This is a genomic window from Malaciobacter mytili LMG 24559, from assembly GCF_003346775.1.
Lineage (GTDB): Bacteria > Campylobacterota > Campylobacteria > Campylobacterales > Arcobacteraceae > Malaciobacter > Malaciobacter mytili.
On record NZ_CP031219.1, the window covers coordinates 704,536 to 718,171 of the forward strand.

Genomic DNA, 13,636 nt, shown 5'->3' on the forward strand with positions numbered 1-13,636 from the left:
TAACTACTTTTTAAAATACATTTTTTCAAAAGCTATTTCATATTGAGAAGGATTAAATGTTACACCTTCTAATGTAGTTTTATGTACTGCTTTTGTTCTTGAGTAACTTAAAGGAATATATACACTTTGATTATGAATATACTCTAAAATTTCTTTATATTTTTTTTGTCTTACTTGTTTATTTTCTTCTATTAAAATAGCTTTTATTTCTTTATCTAACCAAGCTTTTTTTTCTAAACCATATTGTGCTTGATAGTCTCCATGTGTTGGAAGCCTCCATGATGAAACAAAAGATTGTGGGTCATAAGGTAATCCCCAAGATAAAGAATATTGTAAATCAAAATCACCACTTTTTTGTCTATTTAAAAAAGCTTGTTTCTCTTCTCCAATTATTTTTAAATCAACCCCAAGAGTTTTTAAATTACTTTGTATATATTCACTAATCATTTTTTCTTGTGCATTGCTTATATTATAATAAAGTTTTAAACTTAGTGTTTTTCCATCTTTTTGTAAAAAATTTGTTTTTTCATTTAATTGCCAACCGATATTCTTTAATATCTCTTTTGCTTTAGTTATATTAAATTCTTTATTTTCTAAGTTTATATTACAATATGGAATAGAAGTAGAAAAAAGTCTAGTTGCAACAGTTTCTGTATTATTTAAAATACCTGATACAATAGCTTGCTTATCTATTGCATATTGAAGTGCTTCTCGAATTTTTAAATCTTTTGTAAACTCTTTATTTGTATTTAATAATATTGCCCTTGAAGCTATTGGATTACTTAATTTTGTAGCAAATTTATTTTGCTTTTCAAGCATTGAAAAAGCATTTATATCTATCATATCTCCATCAGCACCAAAAATTAGGTCTATTTCTCCTTTTTGAAGGGCTAGTAATATTGCTTGATGGTCGGGCATAACTCTCCATTTAACTGATGAAATTTTAGTTTTCTCATTCCAATATTTTAGATTTCTTTCAAATCTTGCAAAAGCATTTTTCTTATGTTCTTTAAGTACCCAAGGTCCTGTTCCCACATAGCAAGAAATAGAGTTTTTTGTTTCATTATTTATAAAACATTGAGGTGCAAGAAATCTAAAAGGTCTAGTCATAGAAAGTTCTGTTAAAGTTGGATAATAAGCATTTTTAAGATTTAATTTAAAAGTAAAAGTATCTATAACTTCTGTTGAGTCTATAACATTTATAAGTTCTAACCAAGCATGTCTAGTTTTATTTCTTAAAATTGCATCAATATTTTCTTTAACTACTTGTGCATTAAAAACTTCTCCATTACTAAAAAGTACATCTTCTCTTAGATAAAAAGTGTAAGTTTTACCATTATTGCTTATTTGCCACTCTTTTGCCAACCAAGGCTGTATTCCTTTATTTGTATTTAAAACTAAAGGTTCAAATACCATATTTTGTGCTGCCATTTCTCCACTATATAAGTGAGGGTTTATATTTCTTATATCTTTAGTACTTGCATATACTAATTCATCTTTTTTTATATCTTGATTTGTACAACCACTAAAAAATAAAATAGATATTATTAAAACTATGATATTTATAAAAAATATACTTTTTTTCATTTGTTTCCTTTTTATAAGTGCTTATTTTTTGTATTATAATTTCATTAGTTTTATACAAGTATTAGTTTTTTAGCTTCTTATGTATTTTTAGAACAAATAAAAAATTTTAGCTTTTTAAATTTACTTGTCTTGACAAGTAAATTTAAAAAGAGTATAGTTTTACTTTAAGGAGGAAAGATGAACTTTGATATGAATAGTTCTTTAGGTTTTATTTTAAATAAAACAGCATTAGCTTCAAAAATGCAGTTTAATGAAAGAATAAAAGAGTTTAATATTTCACCCGAACAATGGTCTTTAATTTTTCGTGTAGTGGAAAATGAAGGCCTAACACAAAAAATGTTGTCTGATTCTACATATAAAGATCAAGCAAATATTACAAGAAGTATTGATAGGTTGGAAAAAAAAGGTTTTTTATTAAGAGTTTCAAATGATGAAGATAGAAGAGTAATAAATATTTTTCCAACACAAAAATCAAAAGAGTTAGTTAAAAAAGTAGTACCTATTTCTACTGAATATAATAAATTTTTATCAAAAGGTTTAACAGATAGTGAATATAACTTGCTACTTGAATTATTAAATAAAGTATATTTAAATATACAAAGGAGATAAGTATGAAATTAGAAGATAAAGTTGCCTTTATTACTGGTGCAAATGGTGGTTTAGGAAGAGCATTTGTAAAAGAGTTATTAAATCAAAATGTAAAAAAAATATATTGTGCTGTAAGAGATACAAAAAGCTTAGATGAGATAAATAAGCTTTCTTCAAAAATAGAAGTAATTGCTTTGGATATTACAAATAAACAAGAAGTTCAAAAAGTAGCTTCAACAGTTGAAAATATAGATATTTTAATAAATAATGCAGGAGTAAATAGTGGTAAAAGAGTCTTTGATGAGACTAAAATAGATTTTGAAGTAAATTTATTTGGTACTTTAAACTCTTGCCAAATTTTAGGTAATAAAGTAAATACTTTAGGAGCAATTGTAAATATTAGTTCAATTTTAGCTTTAATAAACTTACCTGTGATGGGACTTTATTGTGCTTCAAAAAGTGCTTTACATTCACTTACACAAGCCCTAAGAGTAGAATTTAATAAAAAACAAGTTGAGGTATATGAAGTTTTACCTGGGCCTATTGATACAAATATGACAAAAGGACAAGATTTACCTAAAACACAACCAAGTGATATTGTAAATGAAGTAATAAACGCCCTTGAAAATTCTCAATATGAAATATATCCTGATGGTTTTTCTAAAATGGTAAAAGAGAGATTAATTAGTGATAAAGAGCTATTAGAAAAAGAGTTTGCTCAATCAATAAATTATTAATTGTAACTAAACTTCATATCTAAACTTAAATTATACAAAAATTTTAATATTAAAATCCCTATATAATAAAAGATTGGTTATTATTTATACTTATTAACGTTTAGTCTTTTATTTGAGGGATTATTTTTTGTTTAAAAATTCACTTTTTGTAAAAATATTGCTAATTTTCACACTTCCAGCATTAGGTATTTTATATTTTAGTACACTATTAGTTTATGATAAAATTAATACTTTAAGTGATATAACTAATATTCAAAAAGATATTAGATATATACTTTATACAGAAAGACTAATTAACTCTCTTCAAAAAGAAAGAGGCTTAGCAGTAATTTATCTTACATCAAAAAAAGATAAAGAAAAATATATATTGCAAAAGAAAAAAACTGATAGTTATTATAAAGAGTTTTTAGAAGAGATAGAAAATATCAATAAAAATATAAAACAACTAACTTTTAGTGTACCAAAAATACAAAAGATTTTCTCAAATTTTTCATTTTTAAGACAGCAAATTGATACTCAACAATTAGATGCTTATAGTGTAATTTTAGAGTATAGTTATATAAATGAATCTTTACTAGATACTATTTATGCAATAAAACCTATTAATAGTGCAACAAAATTTAATACAAAATTTTCATATATAGTAAATATTTTATTAGCAAAGGAGAGTGCAGGTGTTGAAAGGGCATTAACTTCAATAAATATAGTTTTAAAATCAATACCAGAAGATAATTATAAAAAGTTACTTCATACATATTCTACGCAAAAGATAAATTTAAAAGAATTTTTATTAAAAGCAGATATAGAAGAAATAGAGTTTTATAATAAATTACAAAATACTTTGTACACAAAAAAAGTTTATGAAATTCGAAATAACTTAAAAGAATTAATTTTAAATAATAAGTTAGATATTCAAACTTGGTGGGAAATATCTACTTTAAGAATAGAAGATTTAGGTAAACTTCATAAGTTTGTAAGTTCTGATATTTTAAAACTTTCGCAAAAAATACAAAAAGAGGCTACAACTTCGCAAATCTTAAGTTTATCTTTTCTTTTTATCTGTTTTGCAACACTAATTAGTCTTTTATTTGTTTTAAAAGCTATTGTTTTTAATCAACAAAAAAATTTTAATAAGTTAGAAAAACAACAAAATATATATAAAATTTTAAGCAGAGTAAATAAACTGATTTTAAAAGTAAAAAATAGAAAAAAACTTTTTATAAAAGTTTTAAATAGTATAGATAATATTGAGCCCGATATTAAACTAAGTATGATTTACAAAGTTAAGAAAACTCAAAAAAGATTACTTATAGCAAAAGGTGAAAACTCTTTAAAACTTGAATTTGTAGAAGATGAAAATACAAAAAACTGTGTAGTTAAAAGGGCTATTGTTTCAGGAAAAAATATTATATTAAACTCAAAAATAGAAAAAGTATGTACTTTAACACCTAAATTTATCAATGAAAATCACTTAGAATCAGTAGCTGTATTTCCTATAAAGAAGTTTGATAAAATTGTAGCTTTATTAGTTCTTTTTTCAAATAATAAAAACTTTTTTGATAATGAAGTACAAATACTTTTTAATAAGATGATTATTGATATTGAGTATGCACTAGAAAAAATTGATTATGAAAAAAATAAAGCAAAACAAGAAGAAGAGCTAAGAATAGCTTCATATGCTTTTGAATCAAATGAACCAATGATTATTACAAATCATGAAGCAAAAATAATCAATGCAAATCAAGCCTTTTGCAAAGTTATGGGATATGAAAAAAATGAAATAAAAGGTAATAATCCAAAGATTTTCAAATCAGAGGAACATTCTGATGAGTTTTATCATAATATGTGGAATTCTATTTTGACAAAAGGAACTTGGAGTGGGGAAGTATATAATAAGAAGAAAAATGGTGAGAATATTATTTTAAAAGCAACAATTACTGCAATAAAAGATAAACAAGGAAATATAAAACATTATTTATCACAATATAATGATATAAGTGAACAAAAACTAAAACAACAATATTTAGAATATCAAGCAACCCATGATAGCTTAACTGCACTTCCTAATAGATTGCTTTTATTTGATAGAATTAAGCACTCAATCAATAAAATAACTAGACACAAAACTTATGGAGGGATAATTTTTATTGACTTGGATAATTTTAAAACTATAAATGATACTATGGGGCATGAAACAGGTGATATATTATTAAAAGAAGTTTCAAAAAAACTTCAAGAAACAGTTAGAAAAGAAGATACTATTGCAAGAATTGGTGGTGATGAATTTATTGTTTTAGCTGATTTTATAGGCACTGACAAGGCAAGTGCAAGAAATAATATGCAAATTTTAGCTTCAAAAATAAAAGGTGCTTTAAATAATATTCACACTATTAATGGCTATGCAAATATCTCTACTCCTAGTATAGGAATAACACTATTTAATAATGATTCTTTTAATGAAAATGAATTAATTAAGCAAGCTGATACAGCAATGTATCTAGCAAAAAGAGCAGGAAAAAATACAATTAAGTTCTTCGAATAATTTTCTTAAATTTACATAAAAAAATAAAAATAATTTAAAAAACTAAGGAAAAGTCACTTTTAAGTCTCTTTAGGTAGTTAGCATTTATCATGAAAAAATGTTGAACAAAAGGATAACAAATGGGGACATATAGTTTAAAAACAAAATTATTAGTTTTGATTTTTATTAGTGTGGGTATCTCTTTTGGGATATTAGGGTATCAAAATGCATCAAATTCTTATGAATCAAAATCTACTTTAGTAAAAAACAAAGAGATTAATACTTCTAGGAATATTGCTGAATATCTAGATATTTATTTTAACTCAAAAATTACTATAGTTAATACTATTGCAAAAGAGTTAGAAAAAGAAGAGATGAGTGTTCACAATAAAGGTATTTTCAAAATATTAGAACTTGGAAATAGTGCAGGCGAGTTTGGTCTGTTTTTTCTTGGTTTTTCAAATAATGGAAATGAAGTTGAATCAGGTGGAAAAACTTTAACATTGGAAAAAGACAATTTTGATGCTAGAAAAAGACCATGGTTTAAGCAAGCAGTAGAAAAAAAAGCTTTAGGAGTTACAAAACCTTATTGGGGTAAAACTTTAAATACTTATGTTGTAACTTTATATAAGCCTATTTTTAAAAATAATGAAATTGTTGCAGTATTAGGTGCAGATATTGCTTTAGATGTTTTAATAAATAAACTATCTTCTTCTGATATTACTGATGGTGGATATGCTTATGTAGTTGATAATGATGGAGAAATTTTAATACATAAAAATAAAGAGTTTATGGGAAAAACTACTAAATTTTTAGAAAAGATTAAAACAAATGAAGAGGGATATATTGTTGAAGATGAAGATGGCGTAGAACAACATATTTTCTTTGAAAAAATAAAAAGTTTAAATTGGTATATTTTTATTAAAGTTGCAGAAGAACATATCTTTGGTCAAATAAATAAAGAAATTCAAAAAACAGTTATTTTATTTGTTATTTTACTATCAATAATTCTTTCTATTTTATATTTATTTTTAAATAAAGCCTTAAGTGCTTTAGGTAAATTTGAAAGTGGACTTTATTCATTTTTTAGCTATTTAAAAGGTGAAAAAGATAATGTGGAGAGATTAAATATTACTTCAAATGATGAATTTGGAAAAATGGGAAAAATCATTGATGAACAGATGATATTAGTTGAAAAATCAAAGCAAGAAGAAGAAAAACTAATTCAAAATGTTAAAGAAATAGTTACTTTAATAAAAGAAGGAAACCTTTCAAAAGATGTAACTAGAAGTAGTTCAAATAAATCTTTAAATGAGTTAAAAGATATTTTAAATGAGATGATTTTAACAATTAGAAGAGATGTAAACTCTAATATAAATGAAATAAGAGATATTTTAGAAAACTATTCAAAACTTGATTTTACTAAACATATAGAAAATCCAACTGGATCAATTGCAATAAAAGTAAATCAACTTTGTAATATTATTACTAAAATGTTACAAGTAAATAAACAAAATGGAGAGTTTTTAAATGAAAATTCACAAAATTTACTTGAAAATGTAAGAATATTAAATAAATCATCAAATGATACAGCAGTATCTTTAGAAGAGAGTGCTTCTGCTTTAGAAGAAGTAACAAATACTGTAAAAGCAAATACTCAAGATATTCAAGCAATGACAGAGTTCTCAAATGAATTAACATTTGCAATTTCAACAGGTGAAGATTTAGCAAATAAAACAGTTAGTGCTATGGATGAGATTAATGAAGAGACAAAATTAATTGAAGAAGCAATATTAGTAATAGATCAAATAGCTTTTCAAACAAATATTTTATCACTTAATGCCGCAGTTGAAGCAGCCACAGCAGGTGAATCTGGAAAAGGTTTTGCAGTAGTTGCACAAGAAGTGCGAAATCTTGCAAATAGAAGTGCTGAAGCTGCTAAACAAATAAAAGAGCTTGTAGAAAAAGCTTCTACAAAAACTAATAATGGAAAAATCATCGCTGATAATATGATAGATGGATATAGAAAATTAAGTATAAATGCAGAAAAAGTTACAAAAATTATTGCTAGTATTTCAACAGCTTCAAAAGAGCAAAAGATAAGTATAGAACAGGTAAATGATATGATAAATAGAATTGACCAACAAACTCAACAAAATGCTTCAGTAGCAAGTGAGGCTCAAAATATAGCAATTGCAACTTCTCAAATGGCTCAAGAGATTTTAAATGCTGCCAATGAGAAAAAATTTCATGAACAATAAGATACAAGTTTAAAACTTGTATCTTAACTTACTCTCTAAACTTCTTTTGATTAACTGTATCTAAAATTTGTTGAGCAATATTTGAAGTGCTTATTGCAATTTCATGTGTTTGAGCTGCAACAGAAGCATTGTTTTGTGTTTGTTGATCTAGTTTTGTAATAACATCATTGATTTGTTCGATGCTAATTTTTTGCTCTTTAGAAGCTTCAGAAATATCTTTTATTACCTGAGTTGTTTTTATAATATTCTCATTTAATTTAGTATATCCTTGAATCATACTATCTGCTATTTGTTTACCGTTATCTGTTTTAAGTGTAGCACTCTCAACCAACTCTTTTATCTCTTTAGCAGCTTCAGCACTTCTACTTGCAAGATTTCGCACTTCTTGTGCAACTACTGCAAAACCTTTTCCAGCCTCTCCTGCTGTGGCTGCTTCAACTGCGGCATTAAGTGATAAAATATTTGTTTGAAATGCTATTTGATCTATTACAGTAATTGCTTCAGCAATTGCCTGTGTTTGTTCATTTATTTCATCCATAGATTTAACAGTTGATGTTGCAAGCTTATGCCCTTGTGTAATTGAAGAAGATAACTCTTTTGAATGCTCAGACATATCAGTAATTCTATTTGTATTATTGATAATTGTACTAGTGATTTCTTCTACTGCTGCAGCTGTTTCTTCAAGTGAAACAGCAGTTTGATTTGAAGCTTTATTTAAAATATTAACATTATGTAATAAAGTTTTAGAGTTTTTATCTAAATTTAAACCATTTATTTTATTTTCTCTTAACATAGCATTTATAATATTACATAAGTTATTTAATCCTTCTGACACTTTTCCATCTGGATTATCTATTAAATTTACAAAGTTTAGTTTTGCATACTCTTCTAATACTTTTAAAATAGGATTAATATCACTATTAACATTTGCATTAATAGTTGTAATCATCTCATTTAAAATATTTTTTAAATCATTTAAAGCTTTATTTGAAGTAGAAGCTTTTACTAAAATATCTAATTTTCCATTATTGATATGATTTACAACATTTTTAACTTCTTCAATTAGTTGTCTATCTTCATCAAAACTTTTTGCAATAAGTTTCATCTCCTTATCAATAACAGCAGACATATTTCCAAACTCATCTTTTGTTTTAATATTTAATTCTTTTATCTCTTTTTCTTCGCCTTTTAAATATTTAAAGAAAAAGTTAAGCCCTTCTTCAACCTCTTTTAATGGAGAAAGAAGTTTTACCATTGTATAAAATAAAATTGCTAAAATAATAACTAATAGTACAATATATAAAATCACTTCTTTAATTATATTGCTATTTATTTCATCAAAAATCTCTTTTTTATCAAGTTGAACTTGTAAATACCAACCTGTAATAGGTATTTGCTTATAAGCAACTAATAGTTCTTTACCTTCATATTGTGCTTCACCAAAACCTGATTTTTCATCATTTTTTACTTGTTTAAAGATACTGTTTTCTTTTTCAAGAAGTTCTTTTTCTTTATGAATTAAAGTATTACCTTTTTCATCAAGTAAGTAAGCAAATCCTGTAGTTTTTAATTGTACATTTAATACAGTATCAACAATTGTATCAATAAAAATATCAGAAGCAACAACTCCTAGTAATTTACCATCTTTTTTTAGTGGACTAAATACAGTTACAACTAATTTTTTAGTTGAATAATCCACATAAGGTGCAGTAATTCCAGATGAATTCATTTGTACTGCTTGTTTATACCAAGGTCTTTTTCTTGGGTCATAATCAGTTGTTGAAGTTGTTCTTATTGTTCCATCAGACATTAAATAATCTCCATTGCTTTCAAAACCTATATATAAATCAACAAACTTACCTGATAATGACCCCAATAGTAGTTTTTGAAGAATATTTTGATTATTTACATTTAATTCACTCTCTTCTGCTGGCATTTGATTTGTAACTGCTTCAACAATATCTATTTTTGATTGTAAATAGCTATTAATAAATTTCGCACTATCAAATGCTAAATCTAACTCTTTTTGTTTTATTGCATTATATTGAGATTTATATTCTCCTTGAGCATTATAAAATCCCAAAACAATAAAAGACAAAGAAATACTTATAAATATAAGTAATAGAACCTTTGATTTAATACTATTAGTTTTCATACTAATCCTTTACTATTTCCTTTGATATTGTAATATACATTAATTACATTTTAGTGTCATAAAGTGTATAAAAAGTAGTATAGTATAAAAAATTGATTTTTTGTAGAGTTTAATTTTAATTTTGCATAAAAAAAGGCCGGAAGCCTAAACTTCCGACCTTTTAGAGTTTATAAAATCTGTAATTTTATAAATTACCCTAAGAATGGGTTTGCATATAATGCGATCATCGCAATAACTAATGCATAAATAACTTGAGCTTCGATCATCGCTAATGCAATGAACATAGTAGTCATTAATTTTGAACCTAAACCTGGGTTTCTAGCAGTACCAGCAATAGTTGCAGCAGCAGTGTTACCCATACCAATAGCACCACCTAATGCAGCAAGACCAAGACCAATACCTGCAGCAACTACAGAGTAAGCTTTTAAAGTTTCATTTGCAACTGCACCATCAGCAGCGAATGCAAAACCAGCAATAGCTAGCATTAAAAGAACGATTTTTTTCATTCTATATTCCTTATTTAAATTTTTACTTTCAAAGTCTGTTCGGCTTGCGTATCCCTACTTATCACTTTGATTGGGCAGATTATACAAAACTTAAATTTAAAATTACTTTATAAAAAGAAAAAAAATAGTTTAAAATTACATTTTGTAACATTATTTTTTCTCTAATTTTATTTTTGATAAAAGTTTTGTATAATCAAATAAAGTTTCAAACAAAAGGATCCAAATGAAAAAAGTTTTTCTTTTTTTTATTGCTTCAATATTTATATTTTTAGGTTTATTATATGCACTATTATTTACGCCTATTGGGAATTCAACTGTTGCTTCATTAATTCAAAATAGTGTAAATAGCAAAATAGATGGTAAATTTGAAGTAAAAGAGTTTTTACTTACAACTTCTAATATAAAATTTATAGCTACTATTGATGATAATTCACAAATAGATATTATTGGCAAGTTAGCATTACTTAAAAAAAGAGTTGATTTAAATTATGAAGTAAATATTAAAGATTTAGCAAAACTTGAAAAGTATACAAAACAAAAGTTAAATGGTAAATTTTTTACAAAAGGTACTGTTTTGGGAGATGAAAAACTAACTATTGTTAAAGGTATAAGTGATATTTTTGGAAGTAAAACTACATATGATGTTAAACTTGTAGATTTTAAACCTTCAAATATTGATTTTTTTGTTGATAATGCAAAAATACAAACACTATTATATACTTTAAACCAGCCTGTTTTTGCCAATGGTGATTTATCTATTAATGGTAAAATAAAAAATGCAAATATCTTAACATTAGATGGGATAATTGCAACAGTAATTACAAATGGTAAAGTAAATAATGCAATTGTAAATCAAGCATTTAATCAAAATTTAAAAGCACCTTTAGAATTTAAAGGGGATATTGTTACAACTTTACAGCCAAGTAAAGCAGTTACAAAAGTTGATTTTTTTACAACAATGGCTAATCTTATAGTAAAAGAAGCAACTGTAAATCTTTCTAATATGAATATTAATAGTGATTATTTACTAAGTATTGCAGATTTATCAAAGCTTTATGATGTAACTCAAACTAAAATGAGAGGTATTTTAAATATTGCGGGTAACCTTGAAAAAACTCCAACTTCTACAAAAGTTACAGGTAATTCAAAACTTCTTGATGGAACTTTAGATTTTGAGTTATTAAATGATAATTTTAAAGCAAATATCAAACAAATTGATATTAAAAAACTTACATATATGATGTATTATCCAGAGTTTTTCACTTCAAAAGCTGATGTAAATCTTGCATATGATTTAAAAGAGCAAAAAGGTGAAGTATTAGGGAATCTAACAAATGGACAGTTCTTACCAAATGAATATTCAAAACTAATTAATACTTTTGCAAAATTTGATATTACAAAAGAGATTTATGAAAAAATAGATCTAAAAAGTAATATTGATAAAAAAGTTATCTCTTCAACTATAAATATGAAAAGTAATTTAACTTCTATTGATGTAACAAAAAGTATAGTAAATTTAGATAAATCAACTATTGATGCACTTATTAAAACAGAATTAAAAGGTATAAAATTTGATACTGCGGTTACAGGAAATTTAAATTCTCCAAAAGTTTCTGTTGATACTACTGAGTTATTAAAAATGAAACTAAAAGAAGAGAGTGAAAGAGCTATTAAAAAACATTCTAAAAAATTAGAAGAAAAACTAAAAGAGAAGCTAGGTGAGGAAGCAGGTTCTCAAACTACACAAGATATTATTAAAGGATTTAGAGAATTCTTTGGTAATGGAGAGAGATAAAATTCTCTCTTTGTCTTTAAATTTCAATCCATTTTGATAATCATTGTCATTTTTAAGTTATATTTAATTATATTTTTGTTTTAATTTCATATTGATAATAAATATTAAAATTAAAAAAGGAAATATAAATGGCATTTTCTAAATCGAAAATCTTTGTAGCATCTTTATCTATTGCTGCGACTATCGCACTTACAGGTTGTACAGCTTCTCAAGTGCATACAAATGAAGCTAATAAAGTTACAGCAAGTCAATTATTAAACTCTTATGCAAATATTGCTTATGCAAATTATAATGATGCATTAAAAGATGCAAAACAATTAGATAAAGCAATTAATAACTTTGCAAATAATCCAACTTCTAGAAATTTAGAATTAGCAAAAGCTGCTTGGTTAAAATCAAGAGAGTCTTATGGTCAAACAGAAATTTTTAGATTATCAAATGGACCAATTGATGCTGAAGAAGGATGGGTAGCTGAAGCTTATGGTTCTTTAGAAGGTCAAATCAATGCTTGGCCACTTGATGAAAATATGATTGATTATACAATTGATGCAAATGGTAAAAAAACATCTGGTAATATTATTGATACTAAAGGTAATTTTAACCCAGGGGGAGAAGAAAGTACAGTTGTTGATGTAACAAATATTTCAGTTGATGCTTTAACTGCTTTAAATGAAAATGGTGGAGAAGCAAATGTTAGTACAGGTTACCATGCAATTGAATTCTTATTATGGGGACAAGACCAAGATTATTCAAACTTTATTAAAGATTCGATAACTAAAGGAGCTTTAGTTGCTGGACAAAGACCACTTAGTGATTTTACATCTGATGTAGATGCACCTAGAAGATTAACTTATTTAAAAGCTGCAAGTTCAAAAATTGTTTCTGATTTACAAACTGTAAAATCTGCTTGGGAAAAAGAAGTAAATGGAAATAATGGATTATATAGAGCTGCATTATTAAATACTTTAACAGGAAAAGATTCTTCTAAAAATATCTCTGAAAAAGATGCCTTAAGACAAATTTTTGCGGGAATGGGTGTATTTATTAAATCTGAACTTGCAAATGAAAGAATTGCAGTTGCTGTATTAACTCCAAGTGAAGAAGATGAACACTCTTGCTTCTCTGATAATACTCATAGAGATATTGTTACAAATTACCAAGGTTTTAAAAATGTTTTAATGGGAACTTATAATGGTAGAGTTTTTGGTAAAGCTGCAATTGATATGCTTGATGCACAGTCAAAAGAAAGAATTTTAAATTTAATGGCATCTATTGAAGATAAAATTTCAGATATTGATGTAATTGCAAAAACATCAAGACACTTTGACTATCAAATTCAACCAAATGACCCTCAGTCAAAAGTTATTGTTAAGCTTAAAAATGAGCTAAGAAAACTTGGAGATGAAATGGTAAATGTTGCAAAAGCAAATGGAATTGAGTTATCAACAGATGATGTTACAGATCCAGAAGAAACAAAAATCTAATT

The 13,636-nt window shown here is 25.8% G+C and carries 9 protein-coding genes; 6 read left to right on the forward strand and 3 right to left on the reverse strand.

The annotated features are described in order from the left end of the window. Positions 1-3: 3 nt before the first annotated feature. Positions 4-1,587, reverse strand: coding sequence for a nickel ABC transporter substrate-binding protein (gene nikA, locus AMYT_RS03590; RefSeq protein WP_114841188.1), 1,584 nt, complete (start codon positions 1,585-1,587; stop codon positions 4-6). A 177-nt stretch (positions 1,588-1,764) separates the two neighbouring features. Here nikA and AMYT_RS03595 point away from each other — a divergent pair, with 177 nt between their 5' ends. From AMYT_RS03595 to AMYT_RS03610, 4 genes are all read left to right on the forward strand, one after another. Continuing rightward, the gene (locus AMYT_RS03595) at positions 1,765-2,196 is read left to right on the forward strand and encodes a MarR family winged helix-turn-helix transcriptional regulator (RefSeq protein WP_114841189.1); all 432 of its coding nucleotides are present in this window, start codon (positions 1,765-1,767) and stop codon (positions 2,194-2,196) included. A 2-nt stretch (positions 2,197-2,198) separates the two neighbouring features. Next, complete coding sequence (locus AMYT_RS03600) at positions 2,199-2,912, forward strand: SDR family NAD(P)-dependent oxidoreductase (RefSeq protein ID WP_114841190.1); 714 nt, start codon at positions 2,199-2,201, stop codon at positions 2,910-2,912. 127 nt (positions 2,913-3,039) lie between these two features. Beyond that, the gene (locus AMYT_RS03605) at positions 3,040-5,454 is read left to right on the forward strand and encodes a diguanylate cyclase (protein ID WP_162919461.1); all 2,415 of its coding nucleotides are present in this window, start codon (positions 3,040-3,042) and stop codon (positions 5,452-5,454) included. Positions 5,455-5,573: 119 nt separating this feature from the next. Continuing rightward, positions 5,574-7,694 carry a methyl-accepting chemotaxis protein gene (locus AMYT_RS03610; RefSeq protein ID WP_114841192.1) on the forward strand — a complete coding sequence of 707 codons (2,121 nt, stop codon included), beginning with the start codon at positions 5,574-5,576 and terminating at the stop codon, positions 7,692-7,694. Positions 7,695-7,722: 28 nt separating this feature from the next. On the opposite strand, the gene AMYT_RS03615 is transcribed toward AMYT_RS03610, so the two are convergent. Together AMYT_RS03615 and AMYT_RS03620 are read right to left on the reverse strand one after the other, a co-directional pair. Next, a complete protein-coding gene (locus tag AMYT_RS03615) occupies positions 7,723-9,849 on the reverse strand; it encodes a methyl-accepting chemotaxis protein (protein WP_114841193.1) in 2,127 nt (708 codons plus the stop codon). Between the two features lie 191 nt (positions 9,850-10,040). Further along, on the reverse strand, positions 10,041-10,355 hold the full coding sequence (locus AMYT_RS03620; RefSeq protein ID WP_114841194.1) for a F0F1 ATP synthase subunit C: 315 nt from the start codon (positions 10,353-10,355) through the stop codon (positions 10,041-10,043). A 223-nt stretch (positions 10,356-10,578) separates the two neighbouring features. On the opposite strand from AMYT_RS03620, the gene AMYT_RS03625 reads away from it, so the two are divergent. Then, positions 10,579-12,150 carry a hypothetical protein gene (locus AMYT_RS03625; RefSeq protein WP_114841195.1) on the forward strand — a complete coding sequence of 524 codons (1,572 nt, stop codon included), beginning with the start codon at positions 10,579-10,581 and terminating at the stop codon, positions 12,148-12,150. Positions 12,151-12,278: 128 nt separating this feature from the next. After that, a complete protein-coding gene (locus AMYT_RS03630; RefSeq protein ID WP_114841196.1) occupies positions 12,279-13,634 on the forward strand; it encodes an imelysin family protein in 1,356 nt (451 codons plus the stop codon). Positions 13,635-13,636: the final 2 nt, after the last annotated feature.